Raw genomic sequence first — 24,136 nt, forward strand, 5'->3', positions numbered from 1 at the left:
CATTGACACGACGTAGCGAACGCATGCAGCCCATCCAGCGTCTCGCCGGTGAACGGGCGCGGGAGGATGCGCGCCGTCTCGCCGGCCGCCGGGACGACGCCGAGCAGGAGCGCGAACGCCTCGCCCAGCTCCAGGGTTTCCGTCGGGAGTACGAGCAGCGCTTCGCGGTCTCCGGCCAGGCGGGGATGGACGCCCACAGGCTGCGTGACTACAACGCCTTCATGGCACGTATCGACACGGCGGTGCGCCAGCAGCGCCAGACCGTGGAGGCGGTCGAGGCGGAGGTGACCGCCCTGCGCGAGCAGTGGCTGAAGTCCTGGGGGGATGCCCGGGCACTCGACACCCTGGTCGAGCGCTACCGCGGCGAGGAGCGCCGGCGCGAGGCCGGCCGGGAACAGCGGGAGAACGACGACTTTGCCCAGCGTGTGCGCCGCGGCGGTGCCCGTGACGGGGGGAGGAACTGATGCAGTCGATCAAGCTTTCAACGGAGACCACCGGCGCATCGCCGGGCACGGCGGCCCAGGCGGGCGCCGGCGCCGGGGGCGACGCCTTCGAGACCCGCCTCGGCGAGGCCATCGAGGCCGCCACCGGACGGCGGCTGAGCAAGGAGCAGATCCGCGATCTGCTCGCCGGCGAGGACGGTGCCGGTCTCAGCCGTGAGCAGTTGCTTGCCCTGCTCGCCGGCCAGGACGCCGGTGGCACGGGGCTGGACGCCGACGCCCTGGCGGGCCAGCTCGCCGGTCTGGAGGCCGATGTCGATGGCGACGGCAGTGACGACGATGGTACCGGCATGGACATCGGTGCCTGGATCGCGGCCCTGGTCTCGGCACAGCAGGCCGGCGGGAGCAACGGCGACGGTGCCGACGCCCTGCAGCGCGCCGTTGCCGCCGGCAAGGGTGGCCAGAATGCCGGTGACCGCCTCTCCCAGCTGCTCCAGGGGCTCGGGGCAGGGGGGAGTGCGCCGGACGACAGTAACAGCCGCGACGGCGGGTTCGACGCGCTGCTCGGCAGCGTGGATACCCGCGCCGCCGCGAGCCGCGGCGGCAACGCGACGCCGACGCTGCAGCTCTCGACCCCGGTGGGGCAGCCCGGTTTCACCCGCGGCGTGGCCGATCAGGTCACCTGGATGGTGAACAACGGCACCCAGAATGCCCGGGTCACGCTGGACCCGCCGGATCTGGGTCCGCTGGAGATCTCCGTGTCGACCCGTGACGACCGCACCAGCGTGTCCATCGTCGCCCACCACGCGGGCACCCGGGACGCCCTGATGGCGGACAGCGCGCGGCTGCGGGCGATGCTGGCGGACAACGGGTTCTCGGGGGTCGAGGTCTCGGTGCGTGACGGCAGCGCCGAGGGCGGCAACGCCCAGGCCTTTGGCGACGGGGGCGCTGGCGCCGACGGCGGTCACTCCGGCGACGGCGGCGGCCAGGGCAGCGGTCCGGGCGCCTCGGAGATCCGTCAGGACAACGGCGGCCTGATCGGCGGCAACGGCCTCGTGGACCATTACGTTTGAGCGTGCGGTGCGGAATTGGTTTGCGCCGGGTGGCGGCGTATCCTTGCCGGCCGGTCCGCAGAACACCGCCAGCGCCGGCGCGCTGAACGAATCAACAGGGGGATAAGGAATGCCGACGAACGTCTCCGGGCGCGTCCCGCCCGCCTCGCCGGGCCGGCAGTCGGGCCTGTCCAAGCTGGTCCTGATCCTGGTCATCATGCTGGGCCTGCTGCTCATCGGTGGCGGCACGGTGGCGGCGCTGTACTTCACCGGCGTCGTCGGCGGCGACCAGGCGGCCGAGGCGGCCGCGGCGGAGGGCGATGCCCAGGACGGCGCCCAGAAGGAGCCCGAGCCCAAGCCGGCGCTGTATCTGCCGCTGGAGCCGCCGATCGTGGTGAACTTCAGCGGCGAGCAGCGCAGCGGCTACCTGCAGGTGGGCGTGGAGCTCATGGCCCGCGACCAGGCGGTGCTCGACGCGGTCAAGACCCACATGCCGGTGGTGCGCAACAACCTCATCCTGCTCTTCGGCGATCAGGACTACGACACCCTGGACAACCGCGCCGGCAAGGAGCAGCTTCGGGCGAAGGCCCGGGAGGCGGTGAACGAAGTGCTCTCGAACCACGGTATCGAGGGGCAGGTGGAAGCGGTGTATTTCACCTCCTTCATTCTCCAGTGACGGCGGATCCGCGCGATGAGTGATCAGGACATCCTGAGCCAGGACGAGATCGATGCCCTGCTTCACGGCATAGACGGCGGGGACGTGGCCGGTGAGGAGGAGGAAGCCTATACCGATCCGGGCCAGGCGAAGTCCTTCGACTTCGAGAGCCAGGAGCGGATCGTGCGTGGGCGCATGCCCACGCTGGAGATGATCAACGAGCGCTTCGCGCGGCTGTTCCGCATCGGGCTGTTCAACATGCTGCGCAAGGCCCCGGAGGTCTCGGTGGGCGGCATGGAGATGATGAAGTTCTCCGAGTACGTCCACACCCTGTACGTGCCCACCAGCCTCAATCTGATCAAGGTCCAGCCGCTGCGCGGCACGGCGCTGTGCATCCTGGATCCCAAGCTGGTGTTCATCCTGGTGGACAACTTCTTCGGCGGCGACGGGCGCTACTTCACCAAGATCGAGGGCCGCGAGTTCACGCCCACGGAGACGCGGGTGATCCGCATGGTGCTCGATCAGGCGTTCGCCGACCTCTACGAGGCCTGGAACCCGATCCTGTCGGTGGAGTTCGATTACGTTTCCTCGGAGGTGAACCCCCAGTTCGCCAACATCGTCTCGCCCTCCGAGGTGGTGGTGGTCTCCAAGTTCCAGGTGGAGATGGACGGCGGCGGCGGTGAGTTCCACGTAACGCTGCCCTACACCATGATCGAGCCGGTGCGCGAGATCCTGGACGCCGGCGTGCAGAGTGACCGCAACGAGGTCGACGAGCGCTGGATCCGCTCGCTGCGCGAGGAGATGAAGCAGGCCCGTGTGGAGCTGTCCTCCTCGCTCACCGACGTGACCATCGGGCTGCGCGATCTCATGCGCATGAAGCCCGGCGACGTCATTCCCATCGAGATGCCCGAGACGGTCACCGTGGTCGCCGAGGACGAGGTCCCGGTGCTGCGCGGCCGCCTCGGCCAGTCGAACGGCAACATGGCGGTTCAGATCACGGAGTTGCTGCGCGTACCCGAGCGCGACAGCCTGATCAAGCTGAGGAACAGAGAGCATGAGTGACGAGGACAACCAGCAGGACGATCAGGGCCAGCTCGGTGACGAGTGGGAAGCGGCTCTGGCCGAGCAGGGCGTACAGGATGGCGACGCCGACGACGAGGGCGGTACCGCCGGCGGCGGTGCCGGGGAGACGGGCGATGATGCAGGGGACGCCCCCGGCGGACAGTCGGCCGCCGACGAGGCCTTCCAGCGCGCGGCGCTGAACGATCTCCAGGACAGCGCCGGTGCAAAGCCCGCGGACGAGGACGTCAATCTCGACGTCATCCTCGATATCCCGGTGACCCTGTCCATGGAGATCGGGCGCACCAAGATCAGTATCCGCAACCTGCTCCAGCTCAACCAGGGCTCGGTGGTCGAGCTCGACCGCCTGGCCGGTGAGCCCATGGACGTCATGGTCAACGGTACCCTGGTGGCCCATGGCGAGGTGGTCGTGGTCAACGAACGCTTCGGCATCCGGCTGACCGACGTTGTCAGCCCCAGCGAACGCGTGAGAAAGCTCAAATGAGACGGGCGTTCACGGCGGTGACGTCGCTCGCGCCGGCCGCCGCGGCGGCCGCCGAGGGCAGCGGTGTGGATACCGGGGCGCTGCTGCGCCTCACGCTGGGACTCGCCGGCGTGCTCGCGCTGATCGTGGTGCTCGCCTGGGGGATGCGGCGGATGGGGCGTTTCGGCAGTAACGCCGGCGGGCGGCTGCGCGTGCTCGGTGCGGTGCCCGTGGGCCAGCGCGAGCGGGTCGTGCTGTTGCAGGCCGGCGAGCGCCAGCTCCTGATCGGCGTGGCCCCGGGCTCGGTGCGCACGCTGCAGGTGCTCGACGAGCCCATTGTGCCAGTGGACGGTGGCGGGGCGCCGGCACAGACCGGCTTCGCCGCGCGCCTGCGGGGTGCGATGCGCGATACGGAGGCGTCGTGAGCCGACGCTGGCTCTGGGGGCTGCTCGCCGCGCTGCTGGTGCTGCTGCCGCTGGCCGCCTGGGGCCAGGCGGACGGCATGCCGGCGCTGACCATCGAGCAGACCGCAGACGGTGAGCAATGGAGCCTGAGTCTCCAGGTGCTCGCGCTGATGACGCTGCTCACGCTGCTGCCGGCCATCGTGCTGATGATGACGGCATTCACGCGGATCATCGTCGTGCTTGCCATCCTGCGCACCGCCATCGGCACTCAGAGCACGCCGTCCAACCAGGTGCTGGTGGGGCTGGCGTTCTTCCTCACCCTGTTCGTGATGCAGCCGGTCTTCCAGCAGATCAACAGCCAGGCCCTGCAGCCCTACATGGCCGATGAGCTGGGACCGGTGGAGGCGATGCAGACCGCGGTGAAGCCGTTGCGCGGCTTCATGCTCGCCCAGACCCGGGAGCAGGACCTGTCCATGTTCCTGAATATCTCCGGCGAGGGGCAGGTCGAGGGGCCCGAGGCGGTCCCGTTGACGGTGCTGGTGCCCGCGTTCGTGACCAGTGAGCTCAAGACCGCCTTCCAGATCGGCTTCATCCTGTTCCTGCCGTTCCTGGTCATCGACCTGGTGGTGGCGAGCACGCTGATGTCCATGGGCATGCTCATGCTCTCGCCGATGATCATCTCGCTGCCGTTCAAGATCATGCTGTTCGTGCTCGTCGACGGCTGGTCGATGATCATGGGCACGCTGGCGCGCAGCTTCACCGCGGGGTAAGGCGGGGCGGCAATGGCCGCTGCGCAACCGGGAGGGAGTCATGGAACCGTCTTTCGCGATACAGCTCGGCAAGGAGGCGCTCACCGTCGCCATCCTCATCGCCGCCCCCATACTGCTCTCGGCGCTTGCCGCCGGCCTGATCATCGGCATGTTCCAGGCGGCGACCCAGATCAACGAGCAGACCCTGTCGTTCGTGCCCAAGCTCGCGGTGCTGGCGCTCACGCTGTTCATCGCCTCGCCGTGGATGCTCAACGTGCTCATGGACTTCACCGAGGGGCTGTTCCGCAACATCCCGCAGTTCATCCGGTGAACCTCGAGGCGGCGCAGATCACCGCCTGGCTCGGCCAGTTCCTCTGGCCGCTGGTGCGTGTCGGCGCGATGATGCTGGTCGCGCCGGTGTTCTCCAACGCGGCGGTGCCGGTGCGCATCCGTGTGCTCCTGGGCGTGGCACTGACGGTGGCGGTGATGCCGGCGGCCGGCGGTGCGCCGGCGCTGGATCCGCTTTCGGCCGCCGCGGTGGTGCTCGCTGCCCAGCAGGTGATTATCGGCGCGGCCATGGGGCTGCTGGTGGCGATGGCGTTCCAGACCGTGGTGGTGGCGGGCGAGAGCATCTCGCTGACCATGGGGCTCGGTTTCGCGACCATGGTCGACCCGCAGTCCGGGGTGCCCGTGCCCGTGCTCTCGCAATTCCTGCTGGTGATCCTCACACTGCTGTTTCTCGCCTTCGGCGGCCATCTGGTGCTCATTCAGCTGGTCGCGGAGAGCTTCCGGCTGCTGCCACTGGATGCCGGCGGCCTGGCCGCCGAGGATTTCCACACGGTGGTGGCATTCGCCTCGACCATGTTCTCGGGGGCCGTGCTGTTGGCCCTGCCCGCAATGGCGGCGCTGCTGATGATCAACATGATCATCGGCGTGATGACCCGCGTCGCTCCGCAGATGAACATCTTCTCGGTGGGCTTCCCCATCACCATGCTCTCCGGGTTCGTCATCCTGCTCACCCTCGTGCTCCCCTCGATGCCCCAGCGCATGTCAGCCATCTGGCGCCAGGCCTTCGACACCATCCGCCAGATTCTCGGCGCCTGACCCCCCCCGTCCGCCGCCGGCGGGTGTAAGCACGTTGTCCGTGCACTGGTACGAAACCTGCTTGCCCGGTACCGGGACGGTACGTATCGCGAGGCGGGGATGGCCGAGGAAACCCCGGACGGGCAGGAAAAAACCGAAGAGCCGACCGAAAAGCGGCGGCGGGACGCAAAGGAAAAGGGTCAGGTCCCGCGATCGCGGGAGCTGAGCACCACCCTCGCCATGCTCGCCGCCGCGGTGGGGCTGCTAGGGCTCGGCGGCTATATGGCCGATGGCCTGGACGCGCTGCTGCGCGGCAACCTCGCCGTCGACCGCGCCGCCGCCTTCGACCCGAATGCTCCCGTGCGCATGTTCGAGGAGGCGATCATCCAGGGCATCCTCGTGGTGGCGCCGTTCGCGCTGATCATGCTCGCGGTCAACCTGGTGGCGCCGGTGGCGCTGGGTGGCTGGTCGTTCAGCGGCAAGGCGCTGGCGCCGAAGCTCGAGAAGATCAGTCCCCTCAAGGGATTCAAGCGGATATTCGGCGTCAATGGCCTGGTGGAGCTCGGCAAGGCGCTGGCCAAGATCACGGTGGTGGGGACAGTGGGGGTGGTGATGCTGAAGGTCCAGCTCCGCGACTTCCAGGCGCTCACGGGCATGCCGCTGGCCGCGGGCGCGGCGCAGGCGGCCGACCTGTTCTTCGGCACCTTCCTCGTTCTCTCCGTCTCGCTGATCCTCATCGCGGCGGTGGATATCCCCTACCAGATCTGGGACCACACCAAGAAGCTGCGCATGACCAAGCAGGAGGTCAAGGACGAGTTCAAGGACACCGAGGGCAAGCCCGAGGTCAAGGGCCGTATCCGCCAGCTCCAGCAGGAGCTGGCCCGGGGACGGATGATGGAGGCGGTGCCCGAGGCGGACGTGGTGGTCACCAACCCCACCCATTTCGCGGTGGCGCTGCGTTACGACGGCGCGAACATGCGCGCGCCGCGGGTGGTCGCCAAGGGAGGTGACCAGCTCGCCCGGCGCATCCGCGAGCTCGCCGGCGAGCACCGGGTGCCGCTGTTCGAGGCGCCGCAGCTCGCACGGGCGCTCTATCACACCACGGACATAGACGACGAGATCCCGGCGGGCCTCTACCTGGCGGTGGCCCAGGTGCTCGCCTACATCTTCCGGCTGCGGCGGGGTACGGCGGGCGGGCCGCCCCCGGCGCCGGAGGTCCCCGAGGAATTCAGGCAGTACGCGCGGCGCGGCGCGGCACAGGAGTAAGGCACGGACATGGCGGCGGTAATCTCTCGCAACTGGCGGCGCTTCGGGGTCACCGGGCTCGGCACGCCGGCACTGCTCATCGCGCTGCTGGCGATGATGGTGGTGCCCCTGCCGCCGCTGGCGCTGGACCTGTTGTTCACCTTCAACATCGTGTTGAGCCTGGTGATCCTGCTGGTGACGGTCTACAGCCATCGCCCGCTGGACTTCGCGGCGTTCCCCACGGTGCTGCTGGTGGCGACGCTGCTGCGTCTGGCCCTCAACGTCGCCTCCACCCGGGTGGTGCTGATCGAAGGGCACACCGGTCCGGGCGCGGCGGGCAACGTGATCGAGTCCTTCGGCTCGTTCGTCATCGGCGGCAACTACGCGGTGGGCCTGGTGGTCTTCGCGATCCTGGTGATCATCAACTTCGTGGTGGTGACCAAGGGTGCCGGGCGCGTCTCCGAGGTCAGCGCGCGCTTCACCCTGGACGCGCTGCCCGGCAAGCAGATGGCCATCGACGCCGACCTCAACGCCGGCATCATCGACCAGCAGCAGGCGAAGGAGCGGCGCGAGGACGTCGCCCAGGAGGCGGACTTCTACGGCTCCATGGACGGCGCCAGCAAGTTCGTGCGCGGCGACGCCATCGCCGGCATCCTGATCCTGTTCATCAACATCATCGGCGGCCTGGCGGTGGGCGTGCTCCAGCACGATATGCCGGCGGGCCAGGCGATGCAGAACTACACCCTGCTCACCATCGGCGACGGCCTGGTCGCGCAGATCCCGTCACTGGTGCTCTCCACGGCCACGGCCATCCTCGTCACCCGCGTGTCGTCGTCCCAGGACATGGCCGGCGCCGTGCTCTCGCAGCTGTTCAGTAACCGCCGCGTGCTGCTGATCAGCGGCGGCATCGTCGCCTCAATCGGCCTGATCCCGGGCATGCCGAACCTCACCTTCCTGCTCCTCGGCGGTCTGTGCCTGGGGGGGGCCTGGTGGCAGAAGCGCCGGGAGGAGGAGACCGCGGCGGCGGAGACACCGGCGCCGGCGGGTCAGGAGGCGGAGGCGTCGCGGCCGGAGCAGCGCGAGCTCACCTGGGAGGACGTGCCGCCGGTGGATACCGTCGGTCTGGAGGTGGGCTACGGGCTGATCCCGCTGGTGGACCGTAACCAGGACGGCCAGCTGCTCACCCGGATCAAGGGTGTGCGCAAGAAGGTTTCCCAGGACCTCGGCTTTCTGGTGCCGTCGGTGCACATCCGTGACAACCTCGATCTTGCCCCGAACGCCTACCGGATCAGCGTCCTGGGGGTGCCCGTGGGCGAGGCCGAGGTCCAGCCCGGCCGGGAGCTGGCGATCAATCCGGGGACCGTGTCCGGTCGACTAGACGGTGCGCCGACGCGGGATCCCGCCTTCGGCCTGGAGGCGGTCTGGATCGACGCCAATCAGCGCGACTATGCCCAGAGCCTGGGCTACACCGTGGTTGACAGCAGCACCGTGGTTGCCACCCATCTCAGCCAGGTCGTCCAGGACAACGCCCACCAGCTGCTCGGCCACGACGAGACCCAGAAGCTGCTGGACATGCTCGCGCGCCAGCAGCCCAAGCTGGTCGAGGAGCTGGTTCCGACCACCCTGTCGCTGTCGGTGGTCACCAAGGTCCTCCAGAACCTGCTCTCGGAGCGGGTGCCGCTGCGGGATATGCGCTCCATCGTCGAGACCCTGGCGGAGCACGGCCCGCGGGTTCAGGACCCGCAGCAGCTCACGCAGATCGTGCGCGAGGCCCTGGGCCGGATGATCGTCCAGGGGATCTCCGGCATCAACGGCGAGCTGCCGGTGATTACGCTGGAGCCACAGCTGGAACAGTTGTTGCAAGACACTATCCAGGGGGTATCCGAGGGGGCCGCCGGCTTCGAGCCGGGGCTCGCCGAGCGTCTGCAGCGCTCGCTGACCCAGAGTGCCCGGCGCCAGGAGATGAGCGGTCAGCCCGCGGTGCTGCTCACCTCGCCGGGACTCAGGAGCTGGCTCTACCGGCTCACGCGGCACGCGAGTCCCGGACTGCACGTGCTTTCCTACAACGAGATACCCGACGAACGGGAGGTCCGGGTCGTCGCCACGGTGGGACAGCAGGAGGTCTCGCAGGCGGGCTGACCCGGTTTGACGGCCCTAGTGGAGCGGCAGCATGAAGATCAAGCGCGTATTCGCCGAGGACATGCGTTCAGCCATGCGTCAGGTGCGCGAGTCGCACGGCGCGGATGCGGTCATCCTCTCCTCGCGACGGGTGGAGGGGGGCGTCGAGGTGATCTCGGCGGTGGACTATGACGAGCAGGCGGTGCGCGAGGCCGTCGCCCGCGAGGAGCGCCGGACCGCGCGGCATGCCGGTGGGGCCGGCGAGATCACCGGCGGCGGGGCGGACGGATTCGAGCGGCTGCTCGCCCGCGCCGACGCCGATGCAGCGGCCCGGGAGGACACGGCTCCGGCCGGGGGTTTCTCGGTGACGGTGGGGGATGACGGGGACGAGGGCCCGGCGGGTGACGATAAACCGGCGCCGACGCGACGGCGCGACGGCGCACCGTCGCTCGCGTTGGACTACGAGCGTTTCGCCGGCGGTGACGATAGCGGCGACGACGACGACCCCGAGCCCGCGGGCACCCGCCGGACGCGCTCGGCGAGCAACCGCATCGAGTGGACCCAGGAGCCGGCCATGCAGGCCATGCGCGAGGAGCTGCGCACCCTGCGCTCGCTGTTCGAGAACCAGCTCACGCTCATGGAGTGGCAGCAGATGGGCCGTGCCACGCCCGCCCGGGCGACGCTGATGCGCCGGCTGCACGGCATGGGGTTCGGCCCGGACGTCTGCCGCGGCCTCGCCGACGCGGTTACCAGCCGTGAGGACCCGGATCACGCCTGGCGTGAGGCCATGTCCCTGGTCACCGAGCACGTGGCCACCAGCGACGACGAAATCATCGAGCGGGGCGGGGCGGTGGCCGTCGTCGGCCCCACCGGGGTGGGCAAGACCACCACTGTCGCCAAGCTGGCGGCCCGCTTTACCCTGCGCCACGGTCGCAACCAGGTGGCGCTGGTGACCACGGACAACTTCCGCATCGGCGGCCAGGAGCAGCTGCGCAACTTCGCGCGGATCCTCGGTGTGCCGGTTCATGCCGCGGCCGACGGCGAGGAGCTCGCCGAGCTGCTCGACGATTTCTCCGACCGGCGCCTGGTGCTCATCGACACCGCCGGGATGAGCCAGCGCGACATGCGCCTCGCCGAGCAGATGCGCGCGCTCAAGGACGGCGCCCATCGGATCCGGCCGTACCTGGTGCTGTCGGCGAACACCCAGCTGCCGACCCTGATGGAGACCCTGCGCGCATTTCGCGCCGTGGGCCCGGTGGGGTGTATCCTGAGCAAGGTCGACGAGGCTGCGAGTCTGGGCGGGGTGCTCACGGCGGTGATGCGTGGCCGGCTGCCGATTGCGTACGTGGCCGACGGTCAGCGCGTGCCCGAGGATCTGCGCCCGGCGCGGGCGGATGCGCTGGTCGGCGAGGCGGAGGCCCTCGCGGCGGATAGCGACGGTGAGAACGAGGACGACGAGTCCCTGGCGGTGGCCTTCGCGGGCAGCCTGGCACGGCAGGGCTGAGGGGCATGGATCAGGCAGCGGGATTGAGACGAATGAGCGAGCCGAAGCCGGTCAAGGTGGTCGCGGTGGCCAGCGGCAAGGGGGGCGTGGGCAAGACCAACGTATCCGTGAATCTGGCGAGCGCCCTGGCGCGGGAGGGGCGTGGCGTGATGCTCTTCGATGCCGATCTCGGCCTCGCCAACGTGGACGTGCTCCTGGGGCTCTCGCCCAAGCGTAATCTCGCCCATGTGCTGGATGGCGAGGCCGGGCTGGAGGAGGTCCTGCTCGAGGGACCGGAGGGCATTCACATCGTTCCCGCCTCCTCGGGAACCCAGCGCATGGCCGAGCTCTCCGGCGCCGAGCACGCGGGCCTGATCCGCAGCTTCAGCGAGCTCGCCGTTGACCTCGATTACCTGTTCGTCGATACCGCCGCCGGCATCTCCGACTCGGTGATGAGCTTCGCCCGCGCCGCGCGGGAGGTCCTGGTGGTGGTCTGCGACGAGCCGTCCTCGCTCACCGATGCCTACGCGCTGATCAAGGTGCTCAACCGCGACCACGGCGTGCAGCGTTTCCACATGGTCGCCAACCGTGTCCCGGGGCCGCGGGAGGGCCAGAATCTCTACGGCAAGCTCGCGCGCGTGCTCGACCGCTTCCTGGACGTGACCCTGGAATACCTCGGCGCCGTCCCCGAGGACGATCGCCTGCGTGCCGCGGTTCAGCGCCAGCGCGCGGTGGTCTCGATGTATCCCTCCTGCCCGTCGGCCCGGGCCTTCCAGGCGCTGGCGGCGCGCCTCGAACAGTGGCCGCTGCCGAGCCGCGCCGACGGCCAGCTGGAGTTCTTCGTCGAGCGTGTCATACGCTATGGCAGTCGCGTCCGGGAGGTCTCCGAATGAATGGACATGCGCTCTACGAGGCGGTCCAGCGGGGGAGCAGCGACGACCTGCTGGTGGCGAACGCCCCGCTGGTGCGACGCATCGCTCACCACCTGGCGAGCCGACTGCCTCCGAGCGTGCAGATCGAGGACCTCATCCAGGCGGGCATGGTCGGCCTGCTGGAGGCGGCGCGGCAGTTCGACGCCAGCCAGGGCGCCTCGTTCCAGACCTATGCCGGCATCCGCATCCGCGGTGCCATGCTCGATGAGATCCGGCGCCTCGACTGGACACCGCGTTCCGTGCACCGTCGCTCCCGGGAGGCCGCCGAAGCCATCCACGTCCTGGAGAACGAGCTCGGCCGTGAGCCCCGGGACGCCGAGGTCGCCGCCAGGCTGGGCGTGAGTGTCGACGACTACCACGGTATGCTCGCCGACGCCTCGAGCGCGCACCTGTTCAGCATGGACCAGACGGATCCGCAGACCGGCGAGACCCACGACCCCGCCGGGGATGGCCCGTCACCGCAGGACGTGCTGACCGACGGTCACTTCCGCGCCGACCTTGCCGAGGCCATCCGCGGCCTCAGTGAACGCGACCAGCTGGTGATGCAGCTCTACTATGACGAGGAACTCAATCTGCGCGAGATCGGCGAGGTCCTCGGGGTGAGCGAGTCACGTGTCAGCCAGATTCGTGGCAAGATAATGCTAAAGCTCAAGGCCTCCCTTGCCGATTGGTTGGATGGATAGACACCGATCGGGGCGCCCCCGCGACGGGGGCGTGCACACCGCCGCCGGCGGTGAGGCCTCACAATAACTCGCGTTTCCACTCAGGGGGATCGGCGTGGCACTGGACAAGCACATGAAAATCCTCGTGGTGGACGATTTTTCCACCATGCGGCGCATTATCCGTAATCTTCTGCGGGATCTCGGCTTCGACAACATCTCGGAGGCCGACGACGGCAACACCGCGCTGCCCATACTCAAGCGTGGCGGTTTCGACCTGCTCATCACGGACTGGAACATGCCGGGCATGACCGGTATGGACCTGCTCAAGAACGTCCGTGCCGATGAGGAACTGGCCGAGCTGCCCATCCTGATGGTCACCGCCGAGGCCAAGCGCGAGCAGATCATCGCGGCGGCCCAGGCGGGCGTGAACGGCTATATCGTCAAGCCCTTCACCGCCGTGACGCTCAAGGAGAAGATCGAGAAGATCTTCGAGCGCATCAATGCGGGGGGTTAGGCGATGAGCGACAGCCAGCGCAGCCAGGAATATCTCGCGCTAGCACGCACGCTCATCGAACGTGTCGAGGCCGGCGACGACCCGGGCATGCAGGAGACCGTCGATGAGCTAACGCGACTGCGTGAGAGCGAGCTCTTCCAGGAGATCGGCCAGCTTACCCGCGAGCTCCACGAGGCCCTCAAGTCCTTTCGCGTGGACAGCCGCCTCACCGATATCGCCGCGAGCGAGATCCCCGATGCCCGGGAGCGGCTCAACCATGTCATCGAGGTGACCTCCCGTGCCGCCCACCGCACGCTGGAGGCCGTCGAGACCAGCCTGCCGCTGGCCGACGAGGTCGCTGCCCGGGCCGGGACGCTCCACGAGCGGTGGCAGCAGTTCCGCCGGCGTGAGCTGAGCGCCGACGATTTCCGGGGCCTCAGCCACGACATCGAGGCCTTCCTGGCCGCCGCCGCAGACAACGGCAAGACACTCCACAACGCGCTTTCCGAAGCGTTGATGGCGCAGGATTACCAGGACATCACCGGCCAGATCATCCGCCGCGTCATCACCCTGGTTCAGGAGGTCGAGGACGGCCTGGTCGAGCTCGTGCGCATTTCCGGGGCGCGGATCGCTGAAGAAAAGCCGCGTGCTGCCGATAAGGCGGATGAACGTGCGGAGCAGCAGCTCAGTGGACCTGCGGTCCCGGGCCAGGACGACGACGATGTCGTATCGGGCCAGGACGACGTCGACGACCTGCTCTCCAGCCTCGGCTTCTGAGGGAGACACGCATGGCTATCGATCCGCAGGACGACATCGTCCAGGACTTTCTGGTGGAGTCCCGGGAGATCCTCGAGGGACTCGGCGAGCAGCTCGTCTCGCTGGAGCAGGCGCCGGAGGACCGCGACCTCCTCAATTCGGTGTTCCGCGGCTTTCATACCATCAAGGGCGGTGCCGGATTCCTCGGCCTCGACGAGCTCGTCGACGTCTGCCATCAGACCGAGGACATCTTCAATCTCCTGCGCCAGGGCGAGAAGCAGATGAGCCCGGAGCTCATGGACGACGTGCTCCAGGCCCTGGACGTGGTCAATGGCATGTTCGACCGCATCGAGGACGCCCAGGATCTCGAACCCGCGCCGGGGGGCCTGCTGCAGGCGCTGCGCAGTCATAACCAGCCGGACGACAATGCCGGCGGTGCAGCCACGTCCGCCTCGGACGGGGCGTCGGCAGGCGAGGGCACGGGTGGAACGACGGCCGCGCCCTCCGGCGCCGCCGCACCTGGCGGTCAGGAGGCCGCGTCCGGGGATATCAGCGACCAGGAGTTCGAGGCGCTGCTCGATGCCCTCGATGGTGAAGGGGTCGGAGACGGCGGTTCAGCCGCGGCGAAGGACACTGCCGTGGAAGGCGCGGGCGCGGGCGCGAGCGCGGGTGCGGGGGCCGCCGCCGGTGACGAGATCACCGACGACGAGTTCGAACGCCTGCTCGACGACCTCCATGGCGAGGGTAGTCATCACGGTGTCCCATCCGCCCCGGCTAATGCCGCCGACGGGCAAGGTCCCGGGGACGCCGCCGCCGGTGACGAGATCACCGACGACGAGTTCGAAAAGGTCCTCGATCAGCTTCACGGCAGCGGCCAGGGTCCGACGGGGGGCCAGACGGACGCTGCGGAGACGCCCGTGGCCTCCGGCGGCGGATCCTCCGCTGCGCGGGAGCCGTCGTCCCGCCGCCCCGAGGCGTCGGCCGGCGGTGGGCACCAGGGCGGTGGCGACGGCGGTGCCGCCGCGGGCGGCGGTCAGCACGGCGCCGGCGGACACGGGCACCGCGGTGAGACCAGCGTGCGCGTGGACACCGCAAAGCTCGACGACATCATGAACCTCGTCGGCGAGCTCGTGCTGGTGCGCAACCGCCTCGCGAACCTCCGCGGCGAGATTGGCGACGAGCGTCTCTCCCATGCGGTGGGCAACCTCGAGCACGTCACCTCGGACCTGCAGAACTCCGTGATGAAGACCCGGATGCAGCCCATCCGCAAGGTCTTCGGCCGTTTCCCGCGGGTCATCCGCGATCTCGCCCGCAACCTGGAAAAGGAGGTCGAGCTCGTCACCGCCGGCGAGGAGACGGATCTGGACAAGAACCTGGTCGAGGCACTGGCGGATCCGCTCGTCCACCTCATCCGCAACTCCGTGGACCACGGCCTGGAGCCCCCGGACGAGCGCCAGAGTGCCGGCAAGCGGCGCACCGGCACCGTGCGCCTCGCCGCCGAGCAGGAGGGCGATCACATCCTGCTGACCATCGCCGATGACGGCCGCGGCATGGACCCGGACAAGCTCCGCGAGATCGCGGTCAAGAAGGGCGTTCTGGACGCGGAGTCCGCACGGCGGCTCGACGACAGCGAGTGCTACAACCTCATCTTCGCGCCCGGCTTCTCCACCAAGGAGCAGATCTCGGACGTCTCCGGGCGCGGCGTGGGTATGGATGTCGTCAAGAACAGCATCTCCCAGCTCAACGGCACCATCGATATCGATTCCGAGCTGGGCCGGGGCACGATCATCCGCATCAAGGTGCCGCTGACGCTGGCCATCCTGCCGACCCTCATGGTGCGCATCGCCGGGCGCAAGTTCGCGCTGCCGATGTCCGTGGTCCGCGAGATCTTCGAGCTCGAGCGCGGCCGTACCAACGTGGTGGACGGGCGACTCACGGTCATGGTCCGTCACAAGGCGATGCCGCTGTTCTTCCTCGAACGCTGGCTGGACCGGATGGGTGCCGAAGCGGTGGTACCGGCGAAGAGCCTTACCGGCGAGGATCAGGAGAAGGATTCCCAGGTGGTGACCGTGGTCATCGGTCACCAGACCGTCGGGTTCGTGGTCGACGAGGTGATCGGTCTCGAGGAGGTCGTGATCAAGCCCCTCGGTGCCATCCTCCACGGTCTGCCGGGGCTGGCGGGCTCGACCATCACCGGGGACGGGAGCATCGCCCTGATTGTGGACATCCCCAGCCTGATCAAGCAGTACGGCTCGCGTCTATAGAGCGGCAGGAGAGGTAGGAGAGCGGTTTTGAGCAGAGTAAGGACGCTGGTTGTCGACGACTCCGGCTTCTTCCGCCGGCGGATCTGCGATCTGCTGGCGTCGGATCCGCAGATCGAGGTGGTCGGTGAGGCCGTCGACGGCAGGGAGGCCGTGCAGAAGGTCCAGCGCCTGCGTCCGGACGTGGTGACCATGGATATCGAGATGCCGGTGCTCGACGGCATCTCCGCGGTGCGCGAGATCATGCGCCGCAACCCGACGCCCGTGCTCATGTTCTCCTCGCTCACCTACGATGGGGCCCGGCCCACGCTGGATGCACTCGAGGCCGGGGCGGTGGACTTCCTGCCCAAGCGCTTCTCGGACATCTCCAGCAACCACGACCACGCCCGGCGGCTGCTCTGCGAGAAGGTCAAGCTGGTGGGCCGGCGCTCCATGCGGCGACCCACCTCACCGCCGCCGTCCCCCGCCTCCGGACAGGGCCGGGCGCGGGGCACGGCCCAGGCGCAGTCCGGCGCACCGGTGCAGGCACAGCAGCCGCCGCAACGGCGGGTGGAGGTGCCCGCCGGCAAGGTCCGGCTGGTGATCATCGGCACCTCCACGGGCGGGCCGGTGGCACTGCAGAAGGTGCTGGCGAAGCTGCCCCCGAACTTCCCCATGCCCGTGGTGCTGATCCAGCACATGCCCGAGGCGTTCACGGAGGCCTTCGCGGCGCGGCTCGACCAGCTCTGCCCGTTGCGCGTGCGTCAGGCCGTCGAGGGCGATTCCCTGCGTGCCGGCGAGGTGCTGCTCGCCCCCGGCGGCCAGCATCTGGGTTTCAAGAGCCAGGGCGGGCACCTCGCGGTGCGGCTGATCGAGCCGCAGCCGAACCAGTTCTATCGTCCCAGTGTCGACGTTGCCTTCGAGGAGGCGGCCCGTCATGTGCCGGGGCACGTTCTGGGCGTGGTGCTCACCGGGATGGGGGCGGACGGCTGCGAGGGTGCACGCGCACTCAAGCGCAGCGGCTCCCTGGTGTGGGCGCAGGACGAGGCGAGCAGCGTCATCTACGGCATGCCGGCCGCGGTGGCCAGGGCGGGACTGACCGATCAGATCCTGGATATCGACGCCGTCGGGCCGGCGCTGGCACGGTTGCGGGCCTGACGGCCCGTCGCGGAGGACGCATGCACGTATGGACCGTCGCGAATCAGAAGGGCGGGGTCGGCAAGACCACTACCGTGGTCAGTCTCGGCGGTCTGTGCGCCCAGCGCGGCCTGCGCACGCTGGTGGTGGACCTCGACCCCCACGGTTCGCTGAGCAGCTATTTCCGCCTCGATCCGGAGTCCGTCAACCCGGGGCTCTACGAGCTGTTCCGCAACGACGGTCAGCTCGAGCCGGCGATGCTGCGGCCCACCGGCGTCGAAGGCCTGTCGCTGCTGCCGGCGTCCACGGCGCTGGCGACGCTGGACCGCCAGCTCGGCACCCGCAAGGGCATGGGGCTGATCCTGCGCCGGGCGCTACAGCGCCTGGACGGCGAGTTCGAGCGGGTGCTGCTCGACTGCCCGCCCATGCTGGGCGTGCTGATGGTCAATGCCCTGGCGGCGAGCCAGCGAGTGATCATCCCGGTGCAGACCGAGTTCCTGGCGGTCAAGGGGCTTGAGCGGATGATGCGCACGCTGGCGATGATCCAGCGCTCGCGCAACGAGGCGCAGCCGCAGACCATCGTGCCCACGCTCTACGACCAGCGTACGCGCGCCTCGGTGGAGACCCTGGCGCTGCTGCGCCACGAGTATTCGGACCTCCTCTGGGACGATGTCATCCCGGAGGACACGCTCTTCCGCGAGGCGAGCAAGCAGGCCCTGCCGCTCACGGTACTGCGGCCATGGGCGCGGGGCAGCCAGGCATACCGCCGGCTTCTGGCTACGGTGGAAGCCACGGCGGAAGACGATCAAAAGGCAAAGGTGCTGGGCGATGACGCGGCGATCTGAACAGCACGGCTCCCAGCTGCTCGAGCAGACGGACGCCGTCCGCGGCTACCTCGACGAGCTGCTGCGCGACCTTCCCACGGATGAGAGAGACGACGTCACGGCGGCGCACGCACCCGAGTCGCAGCCCCTGCGGGTGGTATCGGAGTCGGCCCCCCTCTCGCCCGCGGAAAGCCCGGAGGGGTCGGCGCTGACGCGGGCGGTGGGGGCCGGTGGCGGCGAGGCCGGCGAGGGGAGTCTGGTTCCGCCCTGGGCGAGCCCGCAGTTCCAGGCGCTGCTCTTCGAGGTCGGCAGCCTCAAGCTCGCGGTGCCGCTGGTCAAGCTGCACAGCGTGGTGCCGTTCAGCGATCACATCGCGGCCGTTCCGCGCCAGCCCGAGTGGGTGCACGGCATGATGCGCTATCGTGGCCGCAACGTGCTGGTGATCGACACCGCGCGGCTGGTGCTGCCGTCGACGCACGCCGACGCCGATGCCGCCGAGGGCCGCCCCGAGCACATGCTCATCGTCGGTGATGGACGCTGGGGGCTCGCCTGCCGGCGGATCGGTGACGTGGTACGACTGACTCCGGGCGAGGTACGCTGGCGCAGTCGCGCGGGACGCAGGCCCTGGCTGGCGGGTACGGTCCTCGGGCGACTGTGTGCGTTAATGGATACCGAGGCGTTTGCCGATATGTTGAGTCAGGGGGCGGAAGGTGCCGCCCTGAGCGTGCGCATCACGGAGAACGAATAGTTATGTCGGAACAGCTGCATGCACAGACCGAGGCCGAGGGCGCGGTTAGCCAGTGGGTCACCTTCACCCTCGACGACGAGACCTACGGCATAGGGGTAATGCAGGTCCAGGAGGTCCTGCCGCTCTCGGAGATCGCGCCGGTGCCCGGTGCGCCGCCTTACGTGCTCGGTATCATCAACCTGCGTGGCAATGTGGTCACCGTCATCGACACCCGCATGCGTTTCGGTCTGCGCCCGAAGGAGCCGGAGGACAGCGACCGCATCGTGGTGATGGAGGCGGGTAACCAGGTCGCCGGCATCCTGGTCGATAGCGTCGCCGAGGTGACCTACGTGCGCGACGGCGAGATCGACACCGCGCCCAACGTCGGCAATGACGACGCCTCGCATTATATCTACGGCGTGGTCAGCCGGGACGACGACCTGCTGATCCTGGTGGACGTCAACCGCCTGCTGAGCGCCGATGAGTGGGAGGAGGTCGCCGAGCTCTGATGAGGCGATGGCTGGAGATGGCGGCGTGAGCGCGATGCTGATCGCGACGGGGGCGGCGGTGCTCGCACTCACCGCGCTTGCCGCGGCCGCCTATGTCGTGCGGCGATCGCGCGCCCATGCGCGCTGGCTCACGGCGATGGATTCGCGCTGGGCCGATCTCGCCGAGCAGCTCAAGGCCCTCACCGCTGGCGCCCTCGGGCAGGGGGAACGGCTGAACCGCCTCGAGGAGAACATCGGGCGGCTGCGACACCGCCTGGACACTGTCGCGAGCCAGGAGACCGGTGGCGGCCCGGCCTTCGCCCAGGCGATCCGGCTCGCGCGCCGGGGCGCCAGTGTCGACGAGGTCATGGAAACCTGCGGGCTGAGCCGCATGGAAGCGGAGCTGGTGGTCACCCTCCACCGTGATGAGGACGGTGGCGGCGGCTGAACACCGTGCGCCGGTCCCGGACCGCGCCTGCGCCTGTGGCCTTTCAACGCTCCGATCCGCCCTTCTCACGGGCGCTGTAGCCCGTCGGGACGCGGCCGCGAACCCAGTAGGCGAAGGCGATCACCTCAGCGACTGCGCGGTAGAGGTCCTCGGGTATCTCCTGGCCCAGAGGCAACGTCGCCAGGACCTCCGCCAGGTCCGCGTTGGCGTCCAGGGGCACGCCGTGTGCCTCGGCGATCCGCCGGATCTCGTCCGCGGTGACGCCTTGGCCGCTCGCGGTCACCCGCGGCGCACTGTCGCCGCTGTATTCCAGGGCGACGGCGATCCGCCGACGTTCGTCAGGCCCGGTCATTGATCAATCCCTCCCCGTCCTCGGATATCGCGCCGGCCTCGGGCTCCGGCGGCCGTTCGCTTACCCTCAGCCCCTGGATCGCGAGCCCGGCGTCGTCCAGGGCCTTCTCCAGGTGGGGCATCTCCGTGGCCAGCGCCTCGCGAAGCACGGCATCCTCCGCGCGCCAGGTGATGCTGAGGCCGTCGGCGTCGTAGAACAGCCGGGCTTCCAGCTCGCCGAGACCGGTGAACCCCAGGCGGACATCTACCCGCCAGCGTTTCGGTTCGCCTTCGGTGGCCGTGTCGCCGCCCTCGCCGCGGCCGGTGGACTCCTCGCGGATCGACAGGCGCAGATCGTCGATCTCGCCACCGTTCGCCACCGGCAGCTCGAAGCTCAGGGCGACCTGGCCGTTGGGCCGGTGGGCGGCGAGTTGGTGGATCATCTGCCGCGCCAGGACGCCGCTGACGGCCTGCTCGGCGTCCCGGGCCGCGCGGCTGGCGGTCGCGTCGTCGCGCTCGCCAGCCGCGCGGTCCGACCCGCGCAGTGCGGCCGCCAGGCGCAGTAGGCGGGCACGGAGGTCACCGCGGGTGATGATGTCGGCCTGTTCGGGTTGAGCGGCAAGCCGGCTCTCGAAAAGGGTTCCGGAGTTCCGCAGCGCGGTATGCAGGCCTTCCGCGGAACTCAGTTGTCCGGGGGTCGGCAGTGAGGCCAGCAGGGGCTGGAGCGCCCGTGCGGCCGGCTCGGGGATCTCGCCTGCGGGTACTGCCGCCAGCAGCCTGATTCCCTGTGACACGGGTTGCTGGCGCGGCAGGTTGATCCGCTGGAGGCGGGTAAGGGCATCGCCGCCGCTGTGACCGGCCAGGAGCTCCAGACCGGCTTGGCCGCCCTCGCCGGCGGTTACCCGCAGGGCGACGCTGTCACCGGTGGCGAGGCCGGTGCCGGCGGGCAGCGGCAGGCGCAGGCGGCCGGCCACCGCCATCATCTGACCCTCGTCGCCGCGACGCACCGTGGCGTGGAGGACCCGTCCCGTGGGCAGGACCTGGAGCATGGGGCTGGCCTCGATGGGTACGCTGATCGGGCGTGGGTTCGCGGGGGGCGTGTACAGCATCACATCCCAGCCGCGTCAGATTTCCGACCATCGCATGGCGCAGAACCTCTTCCAGATGCCGCCGTTTTGGCTATTTGTCGGATTCGACGGGTCAAATTACCGGTTGGCACGGAATTCGCTTCGCATGCCCCGTCAATCCGATAGGAACGAGGGTGCCACCGTGGTTGCGAAACGCCAAGCCGAGCCCGATGTCTGGGTGATCGACGAGACCGGTGCCGACGAGCTCCTGAGCCTGGGGAGCCCGGCCGTGGCCTGGCTGCTGACGCTGCAGCGTGTCACCAGCGTGGAGGAACGGCTGGGGGTTCTCCTGGACTGGTTGTCGTTCCAGGCCGGTGTGACGGCGTTGCGATTCATCGACCAGGACGGACGTGTACGAATGGATACCGGTCCGGAGACGGGCACCTGCTTATGGTGGCGGATCGCCGGATCGGAGGCGCCCGGGCTGTTCCGCATCGGCGACGATGGCGTTGTGGATGTCAAGAAACTGTCGCTGATTCTCGGCGCGGCGGCGGCGTTGCTGCGCACTGCGCTCGCCTACGAGCGCGCCGTCCGCAGTGCCCGCCGCGATCCGCTGACCGGCCTGCAGAACCGCGAGGCCATGGAGGAGGCCCTGCTCGCCGAGTTGGACCTGGTCGCACGTCACGATGCCCCGCTCACCCTGCTCGTCGTCGATATCGACCACTTCAAGCACATCAACGACTGCTTCGGCCATCGCGCCGGGGATGCTGTGCTGCGGGAGATAGCGCAGCGCCTGCAGGCACGTTCGCGCACCGGCGATCTCGTGTTCCGCTACGCCGGTGACGAGTTCGTGGTGGCGTTGCGCCAGACCGACGAGCCCGGGGCAGAGCATGCGGCACGGCGCCTGCGTCACTTGGTCGAGCGTGCCGTGATCCAGCACGAGGATCACATCATTCGCGTCCGCGTGAGTGTCGGGGCCGCCTGTGCGCGCGCGGGCGACACGCTGGGGACGCTGTTCGAGCGCGCGGACCAGGCAATGTACCGCGACAAGGCGGACCCGCTGCGCATCCCGCTTGCCGCGGGACCCACCCGGGCGGGCGAGCCGGCGCACGGCCTTCAGGGGCAGTAGCGGCGGGCAGGAGCCGCCGCACGGTTGGCTTGGGCCATGGGTGCGTCCGCGGCCATGCGTACCCCGCGGTGAACGGGCTATGATGTGTCGGAAACCCCTTCCGGAGCACGGCATTGACCAGCATCCTGGTGGTCGAGGACAACCTCGATCTCGCAGCCAATATCGTGGATTACATGGAAACCTGCGGTCACGTCGCGGACTCTGCGGCCGATGGCCGCGAGGCGCTCCGCCTGACCGGGTGCCACCATTACGATGTCATCGTCCTGGATCTCGCATTGCCGGGCGTTGACGGCTTGACGGTCTGCCGCCGTCTCAGGGAGGGCGGTGACGCCACCCCGGTGATCATGCTCACGGCTCGGGGTGAGCTCGACGAGAAGCTCGCGGGGATCGAGCACGGCGCCGATGACTACCTCGTCAAGCCGGTGGCCCTTGCGGAGCTGGAGGCACGGATCCGCGCCCAGGTGCGCCGCGCGCGCGGGGCGTTCAACCGGACGAGCCTGCGCGTTGGCGACCTCGATCTCGATGAGCGCACGCGGGAGGTGTTCCGCGCCGGCCGGCCGGTCAGCCTCGCCCGCGCCGATTTCCTCCTGCTGCGGCGGTTGATGCGCGATGCGCCGAACGTGGTCACGCGGGAGGCGCTGGAGGAAGCGCTCTGGGGTGACGAGCCGCCTGCCACCGACACCCTCCGCGCCCATGTCCACCGCCTGCGCCGTGTCATCGACCACCCCTTCGACCAGCGGCTACTGCACACGGTGCACGGGGTCGGATATCGCCTGGTGCCCGCGGATGAAGCCCAGGCATAGCCTCCGGTTCCGCATTCTGGCGGCGTTCGTCACCGCCGGCATAGTGCTCGGGCCGCTGCTGGTTGGGGGGCTGCTCGCTGCCGCGTACCAGTTAGAGGAACGCGCGGTGGCCCGCGCCCTCAGCGCTCGGCTCGAGCAGGTCGTCGCGGCGCCCGAACGGTTCGACCTGCGCGCTTCCCCGCAACGGCCCGGTGTGCTCGTCTACGGTCGTCTCCCTCCCGCCATGCTCCCCGAGGGCGTAGCGGGCTGGGAGCAGGGCCTCTACGAGCTGGGACAGGGCGGCTCCGCTGAGTACCAGGGACCCTTGCGGGTGGACGCGGTCGCGCGGTTGTCGCAGCGCCGGAGCTGGGCCCTGGCGGTGGCGCGCCGTGACGGCCAGACGTTCGTTGTCGCCGATGACCTCACAACGCTGGAATACCGGGAATCCCTCACGCTCTGGCTAGTCGCCGGGGGTAGCGTGCTCGCGCTCTACGTCTCGCTGTGGCTGGGCTATTATTTCTCCAGGCGGCTGATCGAGCCGCTGCGCCGCCTTGCGCTGTCCGTGGGTGAGGGTAAACGGGTGCTACGGGGGGTCAGCATCGAGAGCGATGACTATCCCCCGGACGAAGTCGGAGAGCTTGCGTGCGCCTTCGCGGACTACCAGCGGCGCATGGTCGAGGCCCTGGAGCGCGAGCGGGCATTCTCCGCGGACGCGAGCCACGAGTTGCGCAATCCCCTGGCCGTGATCGGGAGCTCGCTGGAGATCGCGGAGCGCGATCCCGGCCTGGCGGAGCCGACCCGTCGGGCGCTGGCCCGGGCGAACGCCGCGACACGCGAGATCACCGATACCGTCGGCGCGCTCCTGGTGCTGGCGCGCGAGGCCTCGGGCGATATCCCCCACGCGCCGGTCGAGGTCGAGCCGGTGCTCGCGCCGCTGGTGGGGCGGCTGGCCGCCGACGCCGGGATCCCCGTGGACTGGGAGGTCATCGCCCGGGCGACCCTGGCGGCCCCGGAAGTGGCGATTCGCGCCGTGGCGGAGAACCTGATCCGCAACGCGGTGCAGCATACCCGCAACGGGTATGTCCGGGTCCGGCTGTACCGGGATCGTCTCAGTGTCGAGGATAGCGGCGTTGGTATCCCCGCGGAAGAAATCGAGCGCATCCGTCTCCGCGGGGTGCGGGGCAGCAACACCCTCAGCCGCGGTAGCGGCCTGGGGCTGTCCATCGCCGAACGGTTGTGCCGGCGTTTCGGGTGGCGCATCGACATCGACAGCACCGTTGGCGTGGGTACGCGGGTGGTGTGGCGCTTTGCCGAGGCATCGGCGCCGGGATAGCATCCGGGCGCAGCGC

At 69.1% G+C, this 24,136-nt stretch carries 27 protein-coding genes; 25 read left to right on the forward strand and 2 right to left on the reverse strand.

Annotated features, from left to right (window positions below; all coding sequences use genetic code 11):
• Nucleotides 1–2 precede the first annotated feature (2 nt).
• The 22 genes from fliJ to C516_RS18695 all read left to right on the forward strand — a co-directional run bounded on the left by fliJ (nucleotide 3) and on the right by C516_RS18695 (nucleotide 19,479).
• The gene (gene fliJ, locus C516_RS0105555; protein ID WP_240466041.1) at nucleotides 3–464 is read left to right on the forward strand and encodes a flagellar export protein FliJ; all 462 of its coding nucleotides are present in this window, start codon (nucleotides 3–5) and stop codon (nucleotides 462–464) included.
• Complete coding sequence (locus C516_RS20400; RefSeq protein ID WP_018717369.1) at nucleotides 464–1,513, forward strand: flagellar hook-length control protein FliK; 1,050 nt, start codon at nucleotides 464–466, stop codon at nucleotides 1,511–1,513. Before fliJ ends, C516_RS20400 begins: the two co-directional genes overlap by 1 nt.
• A 109-nt stretch (nucleotides 1,514–1,622) precedes the next feature.
• Nucleotides 1,623–2,168 carry a flagellar basal body-associated FliL family protein gene (locus C516_RS0105565; protein WP_018717370.1) on the forward strand — a complete coding sequence of 182 codons (546 nt, stop codon included), beginning with the start codon at nucleotides 1,623–1,625 and terminating at the stop codon, nucleotides 2,166–2,168.
• Nucleotides 2,169–2,183: 15 nt separating this feature from the next.
• Nucleotides 2,184–3,209, forward strand: a complete 1,026-nt coding sequence (fliM, locus tag C516_RS0105570; RefSeq protein ID WP_018717371.1) for a flagellar motor switch protein FliM — start codon at nucleotides 2,184–2,186, stop codon at nucleotides 3,207–3,209.
• On the forward strand, nucleotides 3,202–3,711 hold the full coding sequence (gene fliN, locus C516_RS0105575) for a flagellar motor switch protein FliN (RefSeq protein WP_018717372.1): 510 nt from the start codon (nucleotides 3,202–3,204) through the stop codon (nucleotides 3,709–3,711). The genes fliM and fliN overlap by 8 nt, the downstream gene beginning before the upstream one ends.
• The gene (gene fliO / locus C516_RS0105580) at nucleotides 3,708–4,115 is read left to right on the forward strand and encodes a flagellar biosynthetic protein FliO (RefSeq protein WP_018717373.1); all 408 of its coding nucleotides are present in this window, start codon (nucleotides 3,708–3,710) and stop codon (nucleotides 4,113–4,115) included. The genes fliN and fliO overlap by 4 nt, the downstream gene beginning before the upstream one ends.
• Complete coding sequence (gene fliP, locus C516_RS0105585; protein ID WP_018717374.1) at nucleotides 4,112–4,864, forward strand: flagellar type III secretion system pore protein FliP; 753 nt, start codon at nucleotides 4,112–4,114, stop codon at nucleotides 4,862–4,864. Before fliO ends, fliP begins: the two co-directional genes overlap by 4 nt.
• A gap of 40 nt (nucleotides 4,865–4,904) precedes the next feature.
• Nucleotides 4,905–5,174 carry a flagellar biosynthesis protein FliQ gene (gene fliQ, locus C516_RS0105590; RefSeq protein ID WP_018717375.1) on the forward strand — a complete coding sequence of 90 codons (270 nt, stop codon included), beginning with the start codon at nucleotides 4,905–4,907 and terminating at the stop codon, nucleotides 5,172–5,174.
• On the forward strand, nucleotides 5,171–5,947 hold the full coding sequence (gene fliR, locus C516_RS0105595) for a flagellar biosynthetic protein FliR (RefSeq protein ID WP_018717376.1): 777 nt from the start codon (nucleotides 5,171–5,173) through the stop codon (nucleotides 5,945–5,947). Before fliQ ends, fliR begins: the two co-directional genes overlap by 4 nt.
• Before the next feature lie 99 nt (nucleotides 5,948–6,046).
• A complete protein-coding gene (gene flhB / locus C516_RS0105600; RefSeq protein ID WP_018717377.1) occupies nucleotides 6,047–7,192 on the forward strand; it encodes a flagellar biosynthesis protein FlhB in 1,146 nt (381 codons plus the stop codon).
• 9 nt (nucleotides 7,193–7,201) lie between these two features.
• Complete coding sequence (gene flhA, locus C516_RS0105605; RefSeq protein ID WP_018717378.1) at nucleotides 7,202–9,310, forward strand: flagellar biosynthesis protein FlhA; 2,109 nt, start codon at nucleotides 7,202–7,204, stop codon at nucleotides 9,308–9,310.
• Between the two features lie 31 nt (nucleotides 9,311–9,341).
• Nucleotides 9,342–10,793 (forward strand): flagellar biosynthesis GTPase FlhF, encoded by a 1,452-nt coding sequence (flhF, locus tag C516_RS0105610; protein ID WP_018717379.1) that lies wholly within the window; start codon nucleotides 9,342–9,344, stop codon nucleotides 10,791–10,793.
• A 32-nt stretch (nucleotides 10,794–10,825) separates the two neighbouring features.
• A complete protein-coding gene (locus C516_RS0105615; RefSeq protein ID WP_018717380.1) occupies nucleotides 10,826–11,665 on the forward strand; it encodes a MinD/ParA family protein in 840 nt (279 codons plus the stop codon).
• Nucleotides 11,662–12,387: an RNA polymerase sigma factor FliA gene (locus tag C516_RS0105620; RefSeq protein WP_018717381.1), complete on the forward strand. Its 726-nt coding sequence runs from the start codon at nucleotides 11,662–11,664 to the stop codon at nucleotides 12,385–12,387. Before C516_RS0105615 ends, C516_RS0105620 begins: the two co-directional genes overlap by 4 nt.
• Before the next feature lie 100 nt (nucleotides 12,388–12,487).
• Nucleotides 12,488–12,880 (forward strand): chemotaxis response regulator CheY, encoded by a 393-nt coding sequence (gene cheY / locus C516_RS0105625; protein ID WP_026320972.1) that lies wholly within the window; start codon nucleotides 12,488–12,490, stop codon nucleotides 12,878–12,880.
• Nucleotides 12,881–12,883: 3 nt separating this feature from the next.
• Nucleotides 12,884–13,636 (forward strand): protein phosphatase CheZ, encoded by a 753-nt coding sequence (locus tag C516_RS0105630; RefSeq protein WP_018717383.1) that lies wholly within the window; start codon nucleotides 12,884–12,886, stop codon nucleotides 13,634–13,636.
• Nucleotides 13,637–13,647: 11 nt separating this feature from the next.
• Entirely contained in the window at nucleotides 13,648–15,879 is a 2,232-nt protein-coding gene (locus C516_RS0105635; protein WP_018717384.1) for a chemotaxis protein CheA, read from the forward strand.
• A 27-nt stretch (nucleotides 15,880–15,906) separates the two neighbouring features.
• Nucleotides 15,907–17,013 carry a protein-glutamate methylesterase/protein-glutamine glutaminase gene (locus tag C516_RS0105640; RefSeq protein WP_018717385.1) on the forward strand — a complete coding sequence of 369 codons (1,107 nt, stop codon included), beginning with the start codon at nucleotides 15,907–15,909 and terminating at the stop codon, nucleotides 17,011–17,013.
• Nucleotides 17,014–17,033: 20 nt separating this feature from the next.
• Nucleotides 17,034–17,837 carry a ParA family protein gene (locus tag C516_RS0105645; RefSeq protein WP_018717386.1) on the forward strand — a complete coding sequence of 268 codons (804 nt, stop codon included), beginning with the start codon at nucleotides 17,034–17,036 and terminating at the stop codon, nucleotides 17,835–17,837.
• A complete protein-coding gene (locus C516_RS20405) occupies nucleotides 17,821–18,564 on the forward strand; it encodes a chemotaxis protein CheW (RefSeq protein WP_018717387.1) in 744 nt (247 codons plus the stop codon). The genes C516_RS0105645 and C516_RS20405 overlap by 17 nt, the downstream gene beginning before the upstream one ends.
• A gap of 2 nt (nucleotides 18,565–18,566) precedes the next feature.
• Nucleotides 18,567–19,052, forward strand: coding sequence for a chemotaxis protein CheW (locus C516_RS0105655; protein ID WP_018717388.1), 486 nt, complete (start codon nucleotides 18,567–18,569; stop codon nucleotides 19,050–19,052).
• Nucleotides 19,053–19,086: 34 nt separating this feature from the next.
• Complete coding sequence (locus C516_RS18695) at nucleotides 19,087–19,479, forward strand: DUF2802 domain-containing protein (protein WP_156831143.1); 393 nt, start codon at nucleotides 19,087–19,089, stop codon at nucleotides 19,477–19,479.
• Nucleotides 19,480–19,522: 43 nt separating this feature from the next.
• Here C516_RS18695 and C516_RS0105665 read toward each other — a convergent pair whose 3' ends face one another.
• Both C516_RS0105665 and fliK read right to left on the reverse strand, forming a co-directional pair.
• The gene (locus tag C516_RS0105665) at nucleotides 19,523–19,831 is read right to left on the reverse strand and encodes an EscU/YscU/HrcU family type III secretion system export apparatus switch protein (protein WP_018717390.1); all 309 of its coding nucleotides are present in this window, start codon (nucleotides 19,829–19,831) and stop codon (nucleotides 19,523–19,525) included.
• Entirely contained in the window at nucleotides 19,818–20,918 is a 1,101-nt protein-coding gene (fliK, locus tag C516_RS0105670; RefSeq protein WP_040409248.1) for a flagellar hook-length control protein FliK, read from the reverse strand. The genes C516_RS0105665 and fliK overlap by 14 nt, the downstream gene beginning before the upstream one ends.
• 160 nt (nucleotides 20,919–21,078) lie before the next feature.
• On the opposite strand from fliK, the gene C516_RS20410 reads away from it, so the two are divergent.
• The 3 genes from C516_RS20410 (at nucleotide 21,079) to C516_RS0105685 (ending at nucleotide 24,120) form a co-directional block, all read left to right on the forward strand.
• Nucleotides 21,079–22,005, forward strand: a complete 927-nt coding sequence (locus C516_RS20410; protein ID WP_051088195.1) for a GGDEF domain-containing protein — start codon at nucleotides 21,079–21,081, stop codon at nucleotides 22,003–22,005.
• A gap of 113 nt (nucleotides 22,006–22,118) precedes the next feature.
• Entirely contained in the window at nucleotides 22,119–22,808 is a 690-nt protein-coding gene (locus C516_RS0105680) for a response regulator transcription factor (protein WP_018717393.1), read from the forward strand.
• Nucleotides 22,792–24,120, forward strand: coding sequence for a sensor histidine kinase (locus tag C516_RS0105685; RefSeq protein ID WP_018717394.1), 1,329 nt, complete (start codon nucleotides 22,792–22,794; stop codon nucleotides 24,118–24,120). The genes C516_RS0105680 and C516_RS0105685 overlap by 17 nt, the downstream gene beginning before the upstream one ends.
• Nucleotides 24,121–24,136: the final 16 nt, after the last annotated feature.

The sequence above is a fragment of the Arhodomonas aquaeolei DSM 8974 genome, assembly GCF_000374645.1.
GTDB classification, from domain to species: domain Bacteria; phylum Pseudomonadota; class Gammaproteobacteria; order Nitrococcales; family Nitrococcaceae; genus Arhodomonas; species Arhodomonas aquaeolei.